We start from the raw sequence: 18,736 nt of genomic DNA on the forward strand, positions 1-18,736 counted from the left end.
CGCCGCCGTTCAGTTCAAGAGCAACGCCATGCCCGGATCGGCCTTCTCCATCGCACGCCGATAGCCCGCCCGCGCGCTGATGCGGCCGAGATATTTGACCACGTTGGGACAGCGCGACACGTCATAGGGCTGGAAGTAGCGCATGGTGGTGAGCGAGAACAGCGTCATGATGTCGGCGGTCGTGAAGGCGCTGCCTGCAAGATATTCCGCCTCGCGAAGCCTTGCGTCGAGAAGATCGTAGGCCCGATCGAGACGCCCCTTCATCGCGAGCAGGGTCGGATTGTCCTTCGAGATCGAGCCGGCTCAGGATCATCATCCGCCCCATGCCGGGTTGCAGGGTGCCATTGGCGAAATGAAGCCAATACAGAAATTGCGCGAAGGCGGGATCAGTGGGACCGAGCACGAGTCGGCCGTTGCCATATTTTGCAACGATGTAGTCGACGACCGCGCCGGATTCCGCCAGCACCAGCTCGCCGTCGGTGATCACCGGCGCCGCCCCGATCGGATGCAGCGCCTTGTACTCGGCCGGGGCCAGCATGGTGACGGGATCGCGCGTATAGCGCTTCAGCTCGTAGGGAATCCCCAGCTCCTCGCACAGCCAGACGATACGCTCGGACTGCGACTTGCCGAGATGATGGACGATGAGCATGAGGCCTCCTGAAGACATGAAGCAGAATGTGGGATGTGCCACGAGAACGCATAGGTGTGGTTGCGACTACGCCTCGTCTGTCACCATCCGCGCCACGACGCGGTCGCGGCGGATGAAGTGGTGCCAGAGAGCGGCGATCACGTGAACCGCGATCAAGGCGAGCAGTACATAGGCAAAGAGGATGTGGCGGTCTTCATAGGCGCCCGCCGCCGCGCGGTCGGGAGCGGTGAATTGCGGCACGTGAAACAGGCCGAAGAAGTCCGAATAATCAGGTGCGTGCGCACCGGAATGCGCCCAGCCGAACATGGTGACGACGATGACGGCGAGGTAGAGCGCGCCGTGGCTGACGTGGGCCGCGACCTTCTGCCAGCGCGAGGTCTCGGCCGGCATATCGGGCGTCGGGTTGATAAGGCGCCAGACCAGGCGCAGCACCGTGAGCAGCAGGATCACATAGCCGATATCGGCGTGGATCGAGCGATAGAAGAAGCGGTCGGGACGCGCCGGGACGTGGTTCATCCACCACCCGAAGCCGATCATGCCGATGATGGTCAGCGCCAGAACCCAGTGCAGCCATCGGGAAATGCTGCCCCAGCCGTGACTGGTATTTCTGATCATGTCGGTTCTCCGGAGTTTTGCGGGCCTGTCCCCATCCGCACCGCAGTACGGCAGCTGATACCGGGACCATGCGGCAATCGCGAAATCGAATCGTTCCAAATTAGCCCTAAGCGCCCCTGCCGCAAAACCGCCCCAAAAACCGAATGGTAACCATGTCCGGCTAGAGTGATCACGTGACCAATTCCCCGACGATTCTGGTGTTCGATTCCGGCCTTGGCGGGCTCACGGTCCTGCGTGAGGTCGTGGCCGCGCGCTCCGACGCGCATTACGTCTATGTCGCGGACGACGCCTTCTTTCCCTACGGCCACCACAGCGAGGACGAGATTATCGCCCGCGTGGTGCCGCTGATGGGGGAATTGGTCGGCACGCATGATCCTGACCTCGTCGTCATCGCCTGCAACACGGCGTCCACCCTGGTCCTATCGCATCTGCGCGCCGCATATTCCCTGCCCTTCGTCGGCACGGTGCCGGCGATCAAGCCGGCCTGCGCGCAATCGAGGAGCCGGCGGGTGTCGGTGCTCGGCACCAAGGGCACGGTGAAGCGCGAATATACCAAGGCGCTGATCCGCGATTTCGCGCAAGGCTGCGAGGTGACGCTGGTCGGCTCGCCCGAGCTGGCCGCGCTGGCCGAAGCCGAGCTCAGCGGCTCTCCCGTCGGCGACGACGCCATTCTCGCCGAGCTCGCCCCGTGTTTCGTCGGCGATGCCGGGGACGCAGGCGCACGCACCGACACCGTGGTGCTCGCCTGCACGCATTACCCGCTGCTGCTCGACCGGCTGAAAAAGCTCGCGCCCTGGCCGGTCGACTGGATCGATCCGGCGCCCGCGATCGCCCGCCGCGTCTCGGATCTGCTCGGCCCGCACACCGGCGGTATCGCGCAATCCGGCGCCGAGATGATCTTCACCTCGAACCGCGTGCATGGTCTTTCGGCCACGCTGATGCCGTTCTTCGGCGGCCGCATTCCAGCCTGACCTTGCGCCTCGACGGCGCGCTGCTAGGCTCCGCCCTCGTCGTTTCCTACAGGTTCTTCCCATGTCGGTCCCCGCAACGCCGCTCAACCGTCTCCGCCAGCTCTGGCGCGAGGGTCGTCCCGCCTTTGGCGCGATCGCGACGATCCCGAGCGTGCAGACCGTGCAGATCATGGCGCGCTCGCTCGACTGGATCATCGTCGATCTCGAGCATGGGCCGATTGGATTGACCGAAGCACATGCGATGATCGCGGCCACCACCGGCACGCCGTGCACACCGCTGGTGCGGATCGCGGCGAACGAGCCATGGCTTGCGAAGGCACCGATGGACATCGGCGCCTTCGGCATCAATTTCCCGATGATCACCAATCGCACTGAAGCCGAGAAAGCGGTGCGCAGCGTGCGCTATCCGCCGCGTGGCGATCGGCTCTGGGGTCCGTTCCATGCGCCATTCCGCTGGGGCCAGTCGATGCCGGACTACATGGCCAGCGCCGACGACGAGATGATCTGCATGATCACCATCGAGCACGTCGACGCCGTCAACCGCATCGACGAGATCATGGCCACGCCCGGCATCGACGTCGCCGTGATCGGCCCCGGCGATCTCGCCACCTCCATCAACAAGCGCGGCCAGATGGACGATCCGGAATTGCTGGAGCTGGTGGCGCGGGCCGAGGCCGGCATCCTCAGGAGCGGCGTACCGATCGGCGGCGTGGCGCGGACCGCAGACCAGGCCAACCAGCTGATCGACCGGGGCTACCGCGCGATCGCGCTCGGCTTCGACTGGTCGCTATTCCAGCGCGGCATCATGGCGGCGTTCGAGGGGATCAAGCGCTGACGGCAAAGCCGATTGCCACCTTGCCGGGAACTGCTGCGCTGCTAGGCTCAGTCGTTCCAGGGAGGAAAAAAACCATGCTCAAAAAGACCTTGCTCGCTCTCGCCTTCACCGGCCTCGCCGTTGCCGCCTTCGCCCAGCAGCCCGGCATCAAGCGCACCCCGCTCCAGAAGGTCGAATTTCCGGATGGCTACAACACCATCACCGCCATCGCGGAGGTCCCGGCGGGCGGCGCGGCCGGACGCCATACCCATCCGGGCATCGAGACCGGCTACGTGCTCGAAGGTGAACTCAATCTCCTCATCGACGGGCAGCCGGAAAAGACGCTGAAAGCCGGCGATTCCTACCAGATCCCGGCAGGCGTCGTGCACGACGCCAAAGCCCACGGCGACAAGACTATGAAAGTGCTTGGAGTTTACATCGTCGACAAGACCAAGCCGCTGGCCTCGCCGGCGCCCTGATGCGGCGAACCGACCGGCCCTGAGCTCGTTGGTTCGTGCTAGAGCAGGCGGCGAGCGGGAACCCGCTCGCTGCACAAATTTTAATCAGGGGGAACCTAAAAGCGATGCGCGGGACGTCCAAGACCATTTCGCTGCCGCGTCGCCTGATTATCGACCTCATGCGCGCCTCGATGAGCGTGCCCTTTGTGTCCCTGTCCCGTTCGCTCGATATCGGCCCCCTGCTGGAGGCCCGCGCGGGCGCGATGGCACCAGCCGGCTGGGCGGCCATGTTCGTCAAGGCTTTTGCCCTCGTCGCCAGGGACGAACCGGTCCTGCGTACCGTCTATGCCAAATGGCCCTGGCCGTCGCTCTACGAGCTGCCGAAGAGTGTGGCCTCGGTGGCCATTGCCCGGGTCGAGGGTGGCGAGGAATGCGTGATCCCGCAGCGAATCGCAGCTCCCGAGGCCATGACCCTGGCTGCGGTCGACGCCGAGATCCGGCGCGCCAAGACCGCCCCGATCGACGAAATTCCCATGTTTCGCAAGATCATGCGGGTGACCCGTCTACCGCTGCCGCTGCGGCGGTTGTCCTGGGCGACAGGACTGAATTTCGGCCGGCAGCGCGGCAACTGGTTCGGCAGCTTCGCGGTGAGCTCGGTGGCCGCCTATGGCGGTGGCGAGCTTCACCCGATCACGCCCGGCCCCTTCATTCTCAGCTATGGCGTGGTCGGACCTGACCAGACCATCCATGTCGTGATCCGCTGGGATCACCGGGTCACCGACGCCGCCCCGATCGCCCGGGTCCTGACCCGCCTTGAACAGGTCCTGAACACTGAAATCGCTGCCGAATTGCGGGCGGCCGGGTCGAAGCCGATCCGGGCGGTCGGGACGTGAGTCCGGGCCATTCGCATTGACAGCGAGCCCCAAATCCTCCTAAAAGCCGCTTGCTCGCGGGCCGATTTCGGCCCGCGAAGCGTTTCGCGACCCGTGGTCCTGTCCCTTAAGCTTTGGGATTGGACCTGTCAGTGCCGGGCTAGCCCGTCACACAGGAGGGCGCGTTTCCTCAAACCATGTACCTGAAGAGGACGCGATGACTAAGCGCAGTGAGGCGAAGTACAAACTCGATCGCCGTATGGGCCAGAACATCTGGGGCCGCCCGAAGAGCCCCGTGAACCGCCGCGAATACGGCCCCGGCCAGCACGGCCAGCGCCGCAAGGGCAAGCTCTCCGACTTCGGCGTGCAGCTGCGCGCCAAGCAGAAGCTGAAGGGCTACTACGCCAACATCTCCGAGCGTCAGTTCCACAGCATCTATGTCGAGGCCAGCCGCCTCAAGGGTGACACCGGCGAGAACCTGATCGGCCTGCTCGAGCGCCGTCTGGACGCGGTCGTGTACCGTGCCAAGTTCGTCTCGACGATCTTCGCCGCGCGCCAGTTCATCAACCACGGCCACGTCAAGGTGAACGGCCGCAAGGTCAACATCTCGAGCTATCTGGTCAAGCTCGGCGATGTGATCGAGGTCAAGGAATCCTCCAAGCAGCTCGCCCACGTCCTCGAAGCCAGCCAGCTCTCCGAGCGTGACACCCCCGACTATCTCGAAGTCGACCACGGCAAGATGACCGCGAAATATATTCGCATCCCGCACCTCTCGGACGTGCCGTTCCCGGTGCAGATGGAGCCGCATCTGGTCGTCGAATTCTATTCGCGCTAAGATCTGAATATCGAAAGGCCCCGGTTCGCCGGGGCCTTTTTGCTTAAAGAGCCACACTTCAGTGGCCGTTTACTTTCAGGAGGCGTCGCATGCTCTACACCCCTCCCCCGATCGATCCCAAAGCGCCGCCGGTGCGCATCAATCTGCTGTCGGACACGCAGACAAAGCCGACACCTGCAATGCGCGAGGCGATGGCGCGGGCGGAGGTCGGCGACGAGCAGGTCGGCGACGATCCGACCGTGAATGCCCTGTGCGACCGCGTCGCCGAGCTACTCGGCAAGGAAGCCGCTGTGTACATGCCGTCAGGCACGATGTGCAATGTCACCGCGACGCTGGTGCATTGCCGCCCCGGCGACGAGATCCTGGCGCACGAGAGCGCACACATCATCGCACGCGAAGGCGGCGCGCATGCCGCGATCGGCGGCTTCCAGGTCACGCAGCTGAAGGGACCCGACGGCCAGTTCACGCCGGAGACCTTTCGCAGAGCGCTGCATCCGCGCACCCGCTACCAGCCGCCGCAGACGGTGGTCAGCGTCGAGCAGACCGCCAATATCGGCGGCGGCACGATCTGGAAGAAAGCCGCGCTCGACGAGATCGTCGCGATCGCGAAACAACATGGCCTCGTCACCCACATGGACGGCGCGCGCCTGCTCAACGCCACTGTCGCGAGCGGCATCTCCCCGCGCGACATGACCGCGGGCTGGGATTCGGCCTGGATCGACTTCTCCAAGGGCTTGGGCGCGCCGATCGGCGGCGTGCTGGCGGGCTCGCGCGCCTTCATCGATGCGGTCTGGCAGTGGAAGCAGCGACTCGGCGGCTCGATGCGACAGGCCGGAATCTGCGCGGCGGCTTGCATCTACGCGCTCGACCATCATGTCGATCGGCTCGCCGACGATCACGCCAATGCGCGTGCGCTCGCCCGCGGACTGTCGCAGATCGCAGGCGTCGAGGTGCAGGAGCCCGAAACCAACCTGGTGTTCTTCAAGCCCGATGGTGCCGGCATTCCCGGCGACAAGATGGTCGCGGCGCTGCGCCAGCGCGGTGTGACGCTTGCGATGATGGACGGCCGCATCCGCGCCTGCACGCATCTCGACGTCAATGCGAGTCAGATCGAAGAGACGATCGGATATATCCGCGAGATCGTGCGCGGAGCGTAAGCCGAGCAGTCCCGTAGCCCGGGTGAGCGCAGCGATACCCGGGGACTTCACTCGCAGGGATCCCGGATGTCGCTGCGCTCATCCGGGCTACTGCTCTTATCCGGCGGCAAAACAACGGCGGTTCACCGCCCCATCGCCTGGTAGATCAGCGTCTTCAGCGCCAGTTGAATCCGGCCGCGCTGCGTCGGGGTCTGCACCATGAAGATCCCGAACAGATCGTCCTCGGGATCGATGAAAAAGAACGTGCCGCCGACGCCGTCCCAGCGATATTCGCCAAGTGGCCACGATGTGCCGGGGGGCACCGAGGTACGCACGGCGAAGCCGAGACCGAAGCCGGAAGATCCGCCCGGATAATAGTTCTGGTCGCGCGCGATCTTCGTCTCCGGCCCGATATGATCCGAGGCCATCAGCGCGATGGTCTCCGGTTTGAGATAGCGCCGGCCGTCATAAGTGCCGCCGTTGAGCAGCATCTGGGCGAAGCGGGCGTAGTCGCCGACCGTGCCGACCATGCCGCCGCCGCCCGATTCCCATGTCGCGGGCCGCCTGATGTCGCGGACCTGCGTCGTCGGATTGATGTTGCGATCCTCCGGCATCGGCTCGGCGATGCGCGGGAATTTGGCGGGATCGGCGACGAAGAAAGCCGTCTCGGTCATGCCGAGCGGATCGAGCAGCCGCTCTTTCTCGAACTGCAGCAGCGTATTTCCCGCGATGATTTCGACGATGCGGCCGAGCACGTCGGTGGAATAGCCATAGTCCCACACCGTGCCGGGCTGCTCGACCAGCGGCAGCGTGGCGATCTTGGCGGCGAATTCGGCGTTGGTCAGATTGCTGTTGAAGAGATCGGCGTCCGCGTAGAGCTCGCGCACCATGCCGCCGCCGTAATAGCCGTAAGGCAGCCCGGAGGTGTGGCGCAGCAGATCCTTGATCGTGATGGGTCGCTCCAGCGGCTCCAGCGCCAGGGCGACTTTGCCGTCCTCGGCCTTCTTTTCGATGCCGACCTTCATGCCGGCGAAGGCCGGAATGTATTTCGAGACGGGATCGTCGAGCGACAGCTTGCCCTCCTCAACCAGCATCATCGCCATGACTGAGGTGATCGGCTTCGACATCGAGTAGAGGCGGAAGATCGTGTCCGCGCTCATCGATAACTCGGTCGCGACGTCGCGGACGCCGAAATCCTGGTAATATACCGGCTTGCCGTGCTGCTGAAGCAGCAGGATGGCGCCGGGGATCTTGCCGGTGGCGACCTCGTTGCGGATGTAGTCGGAAACCTTCGCCAGCCCCGCGGGCGAGAGCGTGCGGACCGCAGGTCTCTCGGAGCCTGCCTTCGCAACGATGCCGCCGGCGAAAAGGACGAGCGCCGCGATCAATGCGCGGCGCCCGAACATGTCAATTCTCCAACGCTTCATAGACCAGCTGCTTCAATGTCCGCTGCACGCGCTGGCGCTCGGTCGGGGTCTGCTCCAGCAGCACGAAGAACATGTCCTGCTTGGGGTCGATCACGAAATAGCAGCCGGAGGCGCCGTCCCATTTCAATTCGCCGAGATCGCCGGGCGGCGGCGGTTTGGCGTTGCCGGGATCGGTGCGCACCGCAAGTCCGAGACCGAAGCCGAAACCATCGCCGGGGAAGTAGAAATAATCGCGATCGACGCCCGACTTGGGGCCGATCTGGTCGGTCACCATCAGCTTGAACGTCTCGGGCTTGAGAATCGTCTTGCCGTCGAGGCTGCCGCCGTTGAGCAGCATCTGCGTAAAGCGCTCATAATCGGCCATGGTCGTCACCATACCGCCGCTGGCGAACTGGATCTTCTTGACGACCGTCGGATCGTTGATCCTCCCGACCCGGAAATCGCTGTCGTTCGGCACCGGCTGCGCCAGCAGCTTCTGCTTTACGGGATCGGTGACGAAAAAGCCGGTGTCGACCATGCCGAGCGGGTCGAGCAGCTTCTCCCGCTCGATCTCGATGAGCGGCTTGCCGGCAGCGACTTCCATGACCCGCGCCAGGATGTCGGTGGAATGGCCGTATTGCCACAGCGCGCCCGGCTGGTTGTGCAGCGGCAGTTTTGCGATGCGCTCGGCGAACTCGGCGAGGTCGAAATCGCCGGCATAGATGTTGGCGTCGCGATAGGCCTTGCGGACCAGGCTATCGCCGTAGAAGCCGTAGGTGACGCCCGAAGTGTGCGTCATCAAATCGTGCACCTTCATCGGCCGGCTCGGCGGCACGAGCTCGAGCGACTTGGTGCCGTCCTCGGCTTTCTTCTCGACGCCGACCTTCACATTGGCGAAGGACGGAATGTATTTCGAGACGGGATCGTCGAGCTTGATCGTACCTTCCTCGATCAGTTTCACTGCGACGACGGACGTGATCGCCTTGCTCATCGAGAACAGGCGGAAGATCGTCTTGTCGGTGATCGGCGCCTTGCTGACCGCGTCCTGCACGCCGAAGACTTCGTGGTACACCGGCTTGCCATGTTGCTTGACGAGCACGTTTGCGCCGGCGATCTTGCCGGTCGCGACCTCGTTCTTGAAGAACTCGGTGACCCTCGCGAGCTTGTCCTTGTTGAAATGCGCGCCGGCCGGAATCTCGTAGGTGCCCTCCGCCCGCGCGAACGACATCGTACCCAACGACACGAGCGCGGCGCAGACCAGCGCGCGCAGTCCAGATCGTGAAATCATATCCCCTCCCCGGAACATGGCCGGGCGGAGTGTACCGACCACGTCATCAGGCACAAGGGCCGCCGTGCCGCGCCAAAACGTCCGCGTGCACAGCCGCGCTCTTTTCCGAGAAACAACAAAATATGACGTCGGCGACCAGCGGCGCGGCCGGCAGGGCTTCAATGGTGGCATGGACCGCAATCTTCGCCGCTTGGTCGGCCGGAAAGCCGTAAACCCCGGTCGAAATTGCGGAGAACGCCACGGAGGTCAGCTGATTGGCCCCGCAGAGCTCAAGGGCACGGCGATAGCATGAGCCCAGCGCCTCTGCCTCACCGCGAGTGCCGCCGTGCCAGACCGGGCCGACCGCATGGATCACATAGCGCGCAGGGAGAAGGTAACCCTTCGTGATCTTCGCATCGCCGGTCGGGCATCCTCCGAGCTTCCGGCACTCGGTGAGAAGCCCGGGCCCGGCCGCCCGATGGATCGCGCCATCCACGCCGCCCCCACCCAGGAGCGACGTGTTGGCCGCGTTGACGATGGCGTCAACGCTCAGCGTGGTGATGTCAGCAACGATGACCTTGAGCTCCGCGCCGCCGATCCGGCGCGTCAGCTGGGTCACGTATCAGGCCGCGACAGCGACGCCCTTTTCGGAGAAGAGCTGCTGCAATTCACCGGCCTGGAACATCTCGCGGACAATGTCGCAGCCGCCGACGAACTCGCCCTTCACATAGAGCTGCGGGATGGTCGGCCAGTTCGAAAAGTCCTTGATGCCGTTGCGCAGTTCGGCGGATTCGAGAACGTTGAGGCCCTTATAGCCGACGCCGATGTGGTCGAGGATCTGGACGACCTGGCCTGAGAACCCGCACTGCGGAAACTGCGGTGTGCCCTTCATGAACAGAACCACGTCGTTCGACTTCACTTCGTTGGCGATGAATTCCTCGATGCTCATATCCGTGTCCTTCTGGGGCGGAGCCCACTCCAATCGCTTCGGGCTGGCTCAGCCGATTTAACCCGATCCCTGCCTATATATGTAGCCCAAACCGTTGTGCATCCAAAGTAAAATGGCGGCGAGCGGCCCCTGGGTGGACCGCTCTCGGCTGCACTGGCCCATTGCATGATGCCACGAATATCATCGCCGGGGAGGACTTTCATACCGTCACGGAGCCCCTATCTAGGACGAACCCGGCGTTTTGGAACCCGACAACGCCAACAACGTTCTCTTGTCCTGTCTGGAGAAAAACGTGACGAAACAAGCCTCCGCTACGGCCCCCGCTCCGTCACCGTCGGCCGATTTGGGCGGCCTTGCCCAGAGGCTGGAAGACGCGTTTCTCGCCGTCCGCGACGAGACCGAGCGCCGGGCCGCGCCGCTGTCGCCGGAGGACCAGCAGATCCAGTCCATGCCGGATGCGAGCCCGACGAAATGGCACCGGGCGCACACCACCTGGTTTTGGGAGCAGTTCGTGCTCGGCGAGCACTGTGCGGACTACCGGCTCTTTCACCCTGACTTCGCCTTCCTGTTCAATTCCTATTACGTCAGCGCCGGCCCACGCCATTCCCGCAATCACCGCGGCGATATCACCCGTCCGAGCGCCGATCAGGTCGGCGCCTATCGAAAACATGTCGACGCTGCCGTCGTGAAATTCTTCCGCGACGCCGGTGAGGACAAGCTTCGCGCGATCGCGCCGCTGGTCGAGGTCGGCCTCAACCACGAGCAGCAGCATCAGGAATTGATGTTCACCGACATCCTGCACGCCTTCGCGCAGAACCCGATCCCGCCGGCCTATGATCCGGACTGGCGCTTCCCGGCCGCAACGCCGGCCAGCGAGGATTGGCTAACGCTGAACGAAGGCATCCACACCGTCGGTCATGTCGACGAGAGTTTTCATTTCGACAACGAAAAGCCGGCGCATCGCGCCCTCGTCGGCCCAGTCAAGCTCGCACGCAATCTCGTCACCAATGGCGAATGGCTCGCCTTCATGCGCGACGGCGGCTACCGGACCGCAACGCTGTGGCTGATGGACGGTTTTGCAGCCGTGAACAACGAGGGCTGGGACGCCCCCGGCCATTGGCGCGAGATCGACGGTCAATGGCATGTCATGACGCTGGCCGGCCTCAAGCCGGTCGATCCCGACGCGCCCGTCTGCCACGTCAGCTATTACGAGGCTGACGCCTTTGCGCGCTGGGCCGGAAAACATCTGCCGACCGAGATGGAATGGGAGGTCGCGGCCCGCGCGGGCCAGCTCAACGATGCGTTCGGCATCGTCTGGCAGTGGACGCGATCGTCCTACTCGCCCTACCCCGGCTATCGCGCCATCGAAGGCGCGCTCGGCGAATACAACGGCAAGTTCATGGTCAACCAGCTGGTGCTGCGCGGCTCTTCGCTTGCAACCCCGGAGGGGCACAGCCGTATCACCTACCGCAACTTCTTTTATCCGCACCACCGCTGGCAATTCACGGGACTGCGGCTCGCCGACTACGAGTAAAATTCTCATCCGACGACAAATGCGCGCCGGACAGCGCGTTCAGGAGAGTATCATGAATGTGCACGCCAGCGCTTTGGCCGAAGCCCATCTTCCCGACGAACAAACCACCGCCTTTGCGCGCGAGGCCATCGAGGACCTCTCGCAGCAGCCCAAAAAGCTGTCGCCGAAATATTTCTACGATGCGGCCGGATCGGAATTGTTCGAAGCGATCACACGGCTGCCGGAATATTACCCGACGCGCACGGAGCTTGCGATCCTGAAGGAGCGCGGCAGCGAGATCGCGAAAATCATTCCGGAGAACGCGGCCTTGGTCGAATTCGGCGCAGGCGCGACCACAAAGGTTCGCCTGCTGCTCAACCACTGCAAGTTCGCGGCCTATGTGCCCGTCGACATCTCCGGCGACTTCCTGACGGCGCAGGCAAACGGCCTGAAGCGGGATTTTCCGTCACTCGGCATCTACCCGGTGGCGGCCGACTTCACCACGCCGTTCGAGCTTCCCAAGGCAGTGGCGACCATGCCCAAGGTCGGGTTCTTCCCGGGCTCGACCATCGGCAATTTCGAGCCGCATGAAGCGCAGGCCTTCCTGAGAAGCGCGCGCGCTATCCTGGGCCGCGGCGCGCAGATGATCATCGGCGCCGACCTCGAGAAGGAGGAGCGCCTGCTCCACGACGCCTATAACGATGCCGCCGGCGTCACCGCGCGCTTTAACCTTAATGTGCTGGTACGGATCAATCGCGAACTCGGCGGCAATTTCGACCTCTCCGCCTTCACCCATCGCGCGATCTACAATCGCGAGCGGCACCGCATCGAGATGCACCTGATCAGCAAGAAGAGCCAGACCGTGCGCCTGCTCGGCACCAGCTTCTCGTTCCGCGCGGGCGAAAGCATCCACACCGAGAACAGCTACAAATACAGCATCGATCGGTTCGCGGCGCTGGCGCAAGGCGCGGGCTGGCGGGTGCGCGAGAGCTGGACGGATGCGGCGAAGATGTTCTCGGTGCATGCGCTGGAGGCGGCGGAGTAAGCGCTCCGGCGCCAATGGCGCCGGCTCAATGCTCCTCGGCTTCTTCCGGCGCCGATCCCAGCGAGACCGATTCCCATACCGCAACAACGATCATGATCACCGTCGCGGCGACCGACAGCCATAGCGGGGACAGTTCGGCGGCGAACCACGAGAGCGCCGCGAGCGCGATGATGCCAATCCCGTGCGAGAGCTGGAGAAAGCCGCGGATCGCGTGCTTGAACAGGATGGTGCCGACCAGGAACAGCAAGGGACCGCCGATCGTGCTCACGATGGTCCTGATATCGGAATGCCCGACCGGATGCTTCAGCACCAGCTCGTCGGAGACCGCGGTCAGGATGATTCCGGCGACGATCGGCATGTGCAAATAGGTGTAGGCGAGCCGCGCCAACCGGCCGGATTCGGCGGATTTCGAGATGCGCTCGGCGCCGGCCTCGGCGCCCTTGTGGAAATAGACCCACCACATCGCGATGCTGCCGACCAGCGCGGAGACGAAGGCCAAAATGTTGTCCGCGGTCCAGTCCAGCTCGGCAAACGTCGCACCGTTGACCACGACGGCCTCGCCGAGCGCTATGATGACGAAGAGCGAGCAGCGCTCGGCCATGTGGCCGCCTTCGACGGCCCAGGCCTCGACCGACGAGAAGCCCAGTTTCGGGACCCAGAAGCGCACCGCCGGTGAGATGTATTCGATCGTCAGTGCCATGATCCAGAACCACAGCCGCGCCTCGTCATGGGCGAGGCCGCCGAGGATCCAGAAGATCGCGGACACCGAGAGCCACGTCAGGATGCGGATCGCATTGTGCCGGACCGCCGTCCGGTGGCGCGGAGTCGCGAACATCCAGAAGGCGGTGCGCCCGACCTGCATCGTTGCGTAGGCGATCGCGAACCACAGCCCCCGCCCCTCGAAGGCGGTCGGGATCGTCGTGGACAGCACGAGGCCACCCAGCATCATCAGGAAGATCAGGATCCGGACCGGCGTCAGCTCGGGATCGAGCCAGTTGGTGACCCAGGCGGTGTAGACCCACACCCACCATACCGCGAGAAACAGCACCGCGACGTGCACCGCACCGAGCGGCGTGAAATGGTGCAGCAATGTGTGCGAGACCTGCGTGATCGCGAAAACAAAGACCAGGTCGAAGAACAGCTCGGCATTGGTGACGCGGCTGTGCTGGTTCGGCAGGATGACGCGAAACATCGCGCCGCGCGGATTGTCCGCAGCCATCGTCATGCCCCCGTCACGATCGGATCAGGCGCCCGGCACCCCGGTTTGCAGCGCCAGCGCATGCAACACGCCGCCCATCTGGCCGCGCAGGGACTGATAGACGATCTGGTGCTGCTGGACGCGGGACTTGCCGCGGAAGGTCTCCGAGATCACGGTCGCGGCATAGTGATCGCCGTCCCCGGCGAGGTCACGGATGGTCACCTCGGCATCGGGGATCGCCGCCTTGATCATCGCCTCGATATCGTGGGCGTCCATAGGCATTCGGGTCGTGCTCCTGTCTCGGCTGCAATCAGCCTTTGTCGTCGAATCGCTGCCGGGGTCCGGATCTGCAAAGCCAAACTTGCCGGCGGGGCCAAACTTAGCGTGAACGGCCTTCTACGTCACGCCTTCCGGCACTATATCGGTGATCCGATCTGGATAAAGCCACGACAAAGTGCCGCGCGCGGCAGAGTGATCGAAAAAGGCGTGAATCATGAAGCTTCCAGGGCCCGACCACCCCATCACCATCACCCCAAATCCCCGGCGCGTCCGCGTCACGGCTGGCGACATCGTGATCGCCGAGACCACCAAGGCGCTGACGCTGAAAGAGGCGAAATATCCGGCGGTGCAATATGTGCCGCGACAGGACGCCAACATGGCGCTGCTGGAGCGCACCGACCGCGTCACACATTGCCCCTACAAGGGCGATGCGAGCTATTATAGCGTCAAGGCCGACGGCAAGACGCTGGACAACGCGATCTGGACCTATGAGGCACCCTTTCCCGCAATGACCGAGATTTCGGGCCATCTCGCCTTCTATCCGGACAAGGTGAAGATCGAGGAAGTGGGGTAGCTGCTTCCGTCATGGCCGGGCTCGTCCCGGCCATCCACGTTCTTGGACATGCGCGGCGAGGGGTGGATGGCCGGGACAAGCCCGGCCATGACGGCAGCGATGGCTGACGCGAGCCCCGCTACGCCCTGAATATCGTGAGCCCCAGGATCAGCAGCACCAGGAAAATCGCGACGAACACATAGAACAGGAAGCGGGCGATGTCGGCGGAGGCGGCCGAGATGCCGGTGAAGCCGAGCACGCCGGCCACGATCGAGACAAGTAAGAAGATCAGCGCCCATTTCAGGATCGTCATCGCCAGCTCCGAAATTGTACCGCCTGTCGCGGCCCTCAAACCCTTTTGGCGAACGCTAACTGCGTCGCAGGGAACTGGTTCCTAGCGGCAGCGGGCCCTGCGGGCGTCCCAAACGACCCTTGCTGAATCCGGTTCCCGGCGGCAAAGTCCGGCCGGGACGGAAAGCGCGACCGGGGCGGCCACGATGACGATGTCACATTCAGCGACGATCGGAGCAGAGGCGCATGCGGCGCCGAAGGCCAAGGCGCGCAATCTGTCGCTCGATCGCGCCCGCACCTTCCTCACGCTGGTGGTGCTGCTGCACCACGCCGTCATCCCCTACACCTATTTCGGGCACACTGATTCGGCGTCCTGGGCCGGTTTCGACGTGGTCGTGCTCGCCACCGACAGCTTCTTCATGGCGATGTTCTTCTTCCTGTCGGGACTGTTCACCTGGCCGGGCATCGCGCGCAAGGCGCCGTCAGTTTTTCTCCGCGACCGCCTGTTGCGGCTCGGGCTGCCGTTCGCGATCGCGGCGTTCACCGTCATCCCGCTCGCCTATTACGCGATCGCGCTGCGGCACGATCCCGGGCTGAGCTTCACGGCGTTCTGGTGGAAGACGATCACGGTTGGCCCGTGGCCGAGCGGCCCGATCTGGTTCGTGTGGGTGCTGCTGGCATTCGACCTGAGCGCGAGCCTGCTCTACCGGGTTTCCGCGCATCTGGTCGATCCGGGCAATCGCGTGTCGCTACGCGGATTCGACAAGCCGGCCGCATTCTGGCTGCTGCTCGTCGTCGTCACCACGATCGCCTACGTGCCGGCGCTGCTCTATTTCGGCGGCAGCAAATGGTTCGAGTTCGGGCCGTTCTCCGTGCAGGCGAGCCGCATCCTGCTCTACTTCGCCTATTTCTTCATCGGCGTCAGCGTTGGAGCTGCGAACTTCAATCGCGGTATTCTCAGCGCCGACGGCCAGTTGCCGAAACAGCGCTGGCTGTGGGTGATCGCCACGCTGATCCCCTACTGCATGATGTGGGTCATGATCTACATCAAGCGCGAGATACTCGGTAATCCCGACCCGCAGCCGCACTGGTACCAGGCCATCTACGGCACGTTCTTCGTGCTGTTCTCAGGCTCGATCCTGCTCGCGATCCTCGCCTTCTTCCTGCACCAGAAGTCGCCGGGCCCGAACCTGCTCGACCGCATGCAGGCGGATGCCTACGGCATCTTCCTGGTGCACTATCCGATCGCGTTGTGGATTCAGTACGCGCTGTTCGATTACGGCTGGCCTGCGATCGTGAAAGCCACGATCGGCTTCGTGCTCACGGTGATCCTGAGCTGGGGACTGACGGCGGGCTTGCGGAAGATTCCGGGGGCGTCGCACGTGTTGTGAGGCACGACGCTCGTAGCCCGGATGAGCGCAGCGACATCCGGGAAACCTCTCGACAAAGACCCGGATGTCGCTTCGCTCATCCGGGCTACGGGTTCAGCCCCTTACGCCGCCTTGCCGCCCATATATTCCGGCAGCCAGCGCTCGAACGATGCCCTGAGCGTGCCGATCGTTACAGGCGCCTCGCCCGCGATCGCGATCGCGTCGCCGCCGGTGGTGCCGATCCGCACGCAGGGCACCTCGCAGCCGCGCATCTTGGCGAGCACGCGCCCGGCCTCGGTTTCAGGCACGGTGACGAGATAGCGCGCCTGGTCCTCGCCGAACCAATAGGCCTGAGGCACCAACGAGGTTGGCGCCTCGAGCAGTTTGGCGCCGATGCCGCTCGCCATCGCCATCTCGGCGAGCGCGATCAGAAGACCGCCGTCGGAGAGATCGTGCACGGCGGTCGCGGTGCCCGCATGGATCATGCCGCGCACGCAGTCGCCGTTGCGCTTCTCGGCGGCGAGATCGACCGGCGGCGGCGCCCCCTCCTCGCGACCGCAGATGTCGCGCAAGTAAACCGACTGACCGAGCCAGCCGTGAGTTTCGCCGATCAAGAGGATCGCCTCGCCTTCGGCCTTGAACGCGAGCGAGGCTGACTTGGTGTAGTCATCGAGCAGGCCGACGCCGCCGATCGAGGGCGTCGGCAGGATCGCGCGGCCATTGGTCTCGTTGTAGAGCGAGACATTGCCTGAGACGACCGGGAAGTCGAGCGTGCGGCAGGCTTCCGAGATGCCCTTCAGGCAGCCGACGAACTGGCCCATGATCTCGGGGCGTTCAGGGTTGCCGAAATTGAGATTGTCGGTGATCGCAAGCGGCTTGCCGCCAACAGCGGTGATGTTGCGCCAGGCTTCCGCCACGGCCTGCATGCCGCCTTGATAGGGATCGGCCTCGCAATAGCGCGGCGTCACGTCGACGGTCAGCGCCAGGCCCTTCGGGCCGTCCTGCACGCGGACCACGGCGGCATCGCCGCCGGGACGCTGCATGGTGTTGCCGAGAATGACGTGGTCGTACTGCTCCCAGACCCAGCGCTTGCTGCACATATCGGGCGTACCGATCAGCTTTTCGAGCGCGGCACCGAGACCCATCGGCGCCCCCACCTCGCGCGCATGCACGACCGGCAAAGCGGCGGAGGGGACATGCGGGCGGTCATAGAGCGGCGCCTCGTCGCCGAGTTCCTTGATTGGCAAATCGGCCATGACGTCGCCGCCATGCTTGACTACAAAGCGCTTGCTCGGCGTGGTGTAGCCGACCACGGCGAAATCCAGGCCCCACTTCTTGAAGATCGCCTCGGCCTCTTTCTCCTTCTCGGGCTTGAGCACCATGAGCATGCGCTCCTGGCTCTCCGAGAGCATCATCTCGTAGGCGCTCATGCCGATCTCGCGCGTCGGCACCGCATCGAGATCGAGGTCGACGCCGAGGTCGCCCTTGGCGCCCATCTCCACCGCCGAACACGTCAGCCCCGCCGCGCCCATGTCCTGGATCGCGATGACGCAGCCCTTCTCCATGATCTCGAGGCAGGCCTCGAGCAGCAGCTTTTCGGCGAAGGGATCGCCGACCTGCACGGTCGGACGCTTCTCTTCGGACTTGTCGTCGAACTCGGCCGAGGCCATCGAGGCGCCGTGAATGCCGTCGCGGCCGGTCTTGGAGCCGAGATAGACGATCGGCATATTTACGCCGGAGGCGGCCGCATAGAAGATCTTGTCGGTATCGGCGAGGCCGACCGCCATCGCGTTGACGAGAATGTTGCCGTCATAGCGGGTGTGGAAACGGACCTGGCCGCCGACCGTCGGCACGCCGAAGGAATTGCCGTAGCCGCCGACGCCGGCGACGACGCCGGAGACGAGATGCCTGGTTCTGGCATGCTCCGGCGCGCCAAAACTCAGCGCGTTGAGGCAGGCGATCGGACGCGCGCCCATGGTGAAGACGTCGCGCAAGATGCCGCCGACGCCGGTGGTGGCGCCTTGGTACGGCTCGATGTAGCTCGGGTGGTTGTGGCTCTCCATCTTGAAGACCACGGCCTGGCCGTCGCCGATGTCGATCACGCCGGCGTTCTCGCCAGGACCCTGGATCACCCAGGGCGCCTTGGTCGGCAGACCCTTCAGATGGAGGCGCGAGGATTTGTACGAGCAGTGCTCGTTCCACATCGCCGAGAAGATGCCGAGCTCGGTGAAGGTCGGCTCCCGCCCGATCAGCTTCAGAATGCGCTCATACTCGTCGGGCTTGAGCCCGTGGGCGGCAATCAGCTCGGGGGTGATCTTGGGTTCGTTCTTCATGGAATTTGGGCTTTCGGCAGCAGTTGGCCGTTCTTAGGAACATCGGGCGGCTTGGAAAAGCCCTTTATGGCGCATTTTCCCGCTGTCCCACGTTTTGCGGCCGGGGGCTGCGGGAACAGGAATTGCACAGCGCGGACAGATCGGATTTAAGGGCAAACGACCCGCAATTGAAGGCCCATTTC

At 64.1% G+C, this 18,736-nt stretch carries 19 protein-coding genes and 1 pseudogene; 10 read left to right on the top strand and 10 right to left on the bottom strand.

Features of this window, described 5'->3' with window-relative positions; all coding sequences use genetic code 11:
- Positions 1-9: 9 nt before the first annotated feature.
- Together AC0L20_RS05745 and AC0L20_RS05750 are read right to left on the bottom strand one after the other, a co-directional pair.
- Positions 10-649 (bottom strand): annotated as a pseudogene (locus AC0L20_RS05745) (glutathione S-transferase family protein).
- Positions 650-715: 66 nt separating this feature from the next.
- Positions 716-1,264 carry a cytochrome b gene (locus AC0L20_RS05750; RefSeq protein WP_473287770.1) on the bottom strand — a complete coding sequence of 183 codons (549 nt, stop codon included), beginning with the start codon at positions 1,262-1,264 and terminating at the stop codon, positions 716-718.
- A gap of 173 nt (positions 1,265-1,437) precedes the next feature.
- On the opposite strand from AC0L20_RS05750, the gene murI reads away from it, so the two are divergent.
- The 6 genes from murI to AC0L20_RS05780 all read left to right on the top strand — a co-directional run bounded on the left by murI (position 1,438) and on the right by AC0L20_RS05780 (position 6,371).
- On the top strand, positions 1,438-2,235 hold the full coding sequence (gene murI / locus AC0L20_RS05755) for a glutamate racemase (RefSeq protein WP_473287771.1): 798 nt from the start codon (positions 1,438-1,440) through the stop codon (positions 2,233-2,235).
- 61 nt (positions 2,236-2,296) lie between these two features.
- The gene (locus tag AC0L20_RS05760) at positions 2,297-3,070 is read left to right on the top strand and encodes an HpcH/HpaI aldolase family protein (RefSeq protein ID WP_211397685.1); all 774 of its coding nucleotides are present in this window, start codon (positions 2,297-2,299) and stop codon (positions 3,068-3,070) included.
- 74 nt (positions 3,071-3,144) lie between these two features.
- Positions 3,145-3,528 carry a cupin domain-containing protein gene (locus tag AC0L20_RS05765; protein ID WP_473287772.1) on the top strand — a complete coding sequence of 128 codons (384 nt, stop codon included), beginning with the start codon at positions 3,145-3,147 and terminating at the stop codon, positions 3,526-3,528.
- A 104-nt stretch (positions 3,529-3,632) separates the two neighbouring features.
- Positions 3,633-4,400, top strand: coding sequence for an acyltransferase (locus AC0L20_RS05770; RefSeq protein WP_473287773.1), 768 nt, complete (start codon positions 3,633-3,635; stop codon positions 4,398-4,400).
- Positions 4,401-4,596: 196 nt separating this feature from the next.
- A complete protein-coding gene (gene rpsD / locus AC0L20_RS05775; RefSeq protein ID WP_007602315.1) occupies positions 4,597-5,214 on the top strand; it encodes a 30S ribosomal protein S4 in 618 nt (205 codons plus the stop codon).
- A gap of 89 nt (positions 5,215-5,303) precedes the next feature.
- Positions 5,304-6,371 (top strand): threonine aldolase family protein, encoded by a 1,068-nt coding sequence (locus tag AC0L20_RS05780; protein WP_473287774.1) that lies wholly within the window; start codon positions 5,304-5,306, stop codon positions 6,369-6,371.
- Between the two features lie 122 nt (positions 6,372-6,493).
- Here the strand turns inward: AC0L20_RS05780 and AC0L20_RS05785 are convergent, their stop codons facing one another.
- Genes AC0L20_RS05785 through grxD form a run of 4 tightly spaced genes read right to left on the bottom strand, consistent with a single transcriptional unit; the run spans position 6,494 to position 9,972 of the window.
- Positions 6,494-7,756 carry a serine hydrolase domain-containing protein gene (locus tag AC0L20_RS05785; protein ID WP_473287775.1) on the bottom strand — a complete coding sequence of 421 codons (1,263 nt, stop codon included), beginning with the start codon at positions 7,754-7,756 and terminating at the stop codon, positions 6,494-6,496.
- Between the two features lies 1 nt (position 7,757).
- Positions 7,758-9,044, bottom strand: coding sequence for a serine hydrolase domain-containing protein (locus tag AC0L20_RS05790; protein WP_473287776.1), 1,287 nt, complete (start codon positions 9,042-9,044; stop codon positions 7,758-7,760).
- A gap of 46 nt (positions 9,045-9,090) precedes the next feature.
- The gene (locus tag AC0L20_RS05795) at positions 9,091-9,642 is read right to left on the bottom strand and encodes an O-acetyl-ADP-ribose deacetylase (RefSeq protein ID WP_473287777.1); all 552 of its coding nucleotides are present in this window, start codon (positions 9,640-9,642) and stop codon (positions 9,091-9,093) included.
- Between the two features lie 3 nt (positions 9,643-9,645).
- Positions 9,646-9,972 (bottom strand): Grx4 family monothiol glutaredoxin, encoded by a 327-nt coding sequence (grxD, locus tag AC0L20_RS05800; RefSeq protein ID WP_063995769.1) that lies wholly within the window; start codon positions 9,970-9,972, stop codon positions 9,646-9,648.
- Between the two features lie 241 nt (positions 9,973-10,213).
- On the opposite strand from grxD, the gene egtB reads away from it, so the two are divergent.
- The gene (gene egtB, locus AC0L20_RS05805) at positions 10,214-11,506 is read left to right on the top strand and encodes an ergothioneine biosynthesis protein EgtB (RefSeq protein ID WP_473287778.1); all 1,293 of its coding nucleotides are present in this window, start codon (positions 10,214-10,216) and stop codon (positions 11,504-11,506) included.
- 52 nt (positions 11,507-11,558) lie between these two features.
- On the top strand, positions 11,559-12,530 hold the full coding sequence (egtD, locus tag AC0L20_RS05810; protein WP_473287779.1) for an L-histidine N(alpha)-methyltransferase: 972 nt from the start codon (positions 11,559-11,561) through the stop codon (positions 12,528-12,530).
- Positions 12,531-12,555: 25 nt separating this feature from the next.
- Here egtD and AC0L20_RS05815 read toward each other — a convergent pair whose 3' ends face one another.
- Together AC0L20_RS05815 and AC0L20_RS05820 are read right to left on the bottom strand one after the other, a co-directional pair.
- Positions 12,556-13,749 carry a low temperature requirement protein A gene (locus AC0L20_RS05815; protein WP_473287857.1) on the bottom strand — a complete coding sequence of 398 codons (1,194 nt, stop codon included), beginning with the start codon at positions 13,747-13,749 and terminating at the stop codon, positions 12,556-12,558.
- Between the two features lie 24 nt (positions 13,750-13,773).
- On the bottom strand, positions 13,774-14,010 hold the full coding sequence (locus AC0L20_RS05820; protein ID WP_007602284.1) for a BolA/IbaG family iron-sulfur metabolism protein: 237 nt from the start codon (positions 14,008-14,010) through the stop codon (positions 13,774-13,776).
- Positions 14,011-14,221: 211 nt separating this feature from the next.
- Here AC0L20_RS05820 and AC0L20_RS05825 point away from each other — a divergent pair, with 211 nt between their 5' ends.
- Positions 14,222-14,581, top strand: a complete 360-nt coding sequence (locus AC0L20_RS05825; RefSeq protein ID WP_027567668.1) for a DUF427 domain-containing protein — start codon at positions 14,222-14,224, stop codon at positions 14,579-14,581.
- 118 nt (positions 14,582-14,699) lie between these two features.
- Here AC0L20_RS05825 and AC0L20_RS05830 read toward each other — a convergent pair whose 3' ends face one another.
- Positions 14,700-14,873 carry a DUF1328 domain-containing protein gene (locus tag AC0L20_RS05830; RefSeq protein ID WP_007602280.1) on the bottom strand — a complete coding sequence of 58 codons (174 nt, stop codon included), beginning with the start codon at positions 14,871-14,873 and terminating at the stop codon, positions 14,700-14,702.
- A 190-nt stretch (positions 14,874-15,063) separates the two neighbouring features.
- Here AC0L20_RS05830 and AC0L20_RS05835 point away from each other — a divergent pair, with 190 nt between their 5' ends.
- Positions 15,064-16,242 carry an acyltransferase family protein gene (locus tag AC0L20_RS05835; protein WP_473287858.1) on the top strand — a complete coding sequence of 393 codons (1,179 nt, stop codon included), beginning with the start codon at positions 15,064-15,066 and terminating at the stop codon, positions 16,240-16,242.
- Positions 16,243-16,343: 101 nt separating this feature from the next.
- Here AC0L20_RS05835 and purL read toward each other — a convergent pair whose 3' ends face one another.
- A complete protein-coding gene (gene purL / locus AC0L20_RS05840; protein ID WP_473287780.1) occupies positions 16,344-18,554 on the bottom strand; it encodes a phosphoribosylformylglycinamidine synthase subunit PurL in 2,211 nt (736 codons plus the stop codon).
- Positions 18,555-18,736 lie beyond the last annotated feature (182 nt).

The organism is Bradyrhizobium sp. Kon58 (genome assembly GCF_055807455.1).

Coding starts and splice junctions, on each gene's coding strand:
- AC0L20_RS05835 (WP_473287858.1), top strand. CDS start 15,064: ATGTCACATTCAGCGACGATCGGAGCAGAGGCGCATGCGGCGCCGAAG.
- AC0L20_RS05790 (WP_473287776.1), bottom strand. CDS start 9,044: ATGATTTCACGATCTGGACTGCGCGCGCTGGTCTGCGCCGCGCTCGTG.
- AC0L20_RS05750 (WP_473287770.1), bottom strand. CDS start 1,264: ATGATCAGAAATACCAGTCACGGCTGGGGCAGCATTTCCCGATGGCTG.
- AC0L20_RS05770 (WP_473287773.1), top strand. CDS start 3,633: ATGCGCGGGACGTCCAAGACCATTTCGCTGCCGCGTCGCCTGATTATC.
- purL (WP_473287780.1), bottom strand. CDS start 18,554: ATGAAGAACGAACCCAAGATCACCCCCGAGCTGATTGCCGCCCACGGG.
- AC0L20_RS05825 (WP_027567668.1), top strand. CDS start 14,222: ATGAAGCTTCCAGGGCCCGACCACCCCATCACCATCACCCCAAATCCC.
- AC0L20_RS05820 (WP_007602284.1), bottom strand. CDS start 14,010: ATGCCTATGGACGCCCACGATATCGAGGCGATGATCAAGGCGGCGATC.
- AC0L20_RS05780 (WP_473287774.1), top strand. CDS start 5,304: ATGCTCTACACCCCTCCCCCGATCGATCCCAAAGCGCCGCCGGTGCGC.
- AC0L20_RS05785 (WP_473287775.1), bottom strand. CDS start 7,756: ATGTTCGGGCGCCGCGCATTGATCGCGGCGCTCGTCCTTTTCGCCGGC.
- rpsD (WP_007602315.1), top strand. CDS start 4,597: ATGACTAAGCGCAGTGAGGCGAAGTACAAACTCGATCGCCGTATGGGC.
- AC0L20_RS05830 (WP_007602280.1), bottom strand. CDS start 14,873: ATGACGATCCTGAAATGGGCGCTGATCTTCTTACTTGTCTCGATCGTG.
- AC0L20_RS05760 (WP_211397685.1), top strand. CDS start 2,297: ATGTCGGTCCCCGCAACGCCGCTCAACCGTCTCCGCCAGCTCTGGCGC.
- AC0L20_RS05815 (WP_473287857.1), bottom strand. CDS start 13,749: ATGGCTGCGGACAATCCGCGCGGCGCGATGTTTCGCGTCATCCTGCCG.
- AC0L20_RS05765 (WP_473287772.1), top strand. CDS start 3,145: ATGCTCAAAAAGACCTTGCTCGCTCTCGCCTTCACCGGCCTCGCCGTT.
- grxD (WP_063995769.1), bottom strand. CDS start 9,972: ATGAGCATCGAGGAATTCATCGCCAACGAAGTGAAGTCGAACGACGTG.
- egtD (WP_473287779.1), top strand. CDS start 11,559: ATGAATGTGCACGCCAGCGCTTTGGCCGAAGCCCATCTTCCCGACGAA.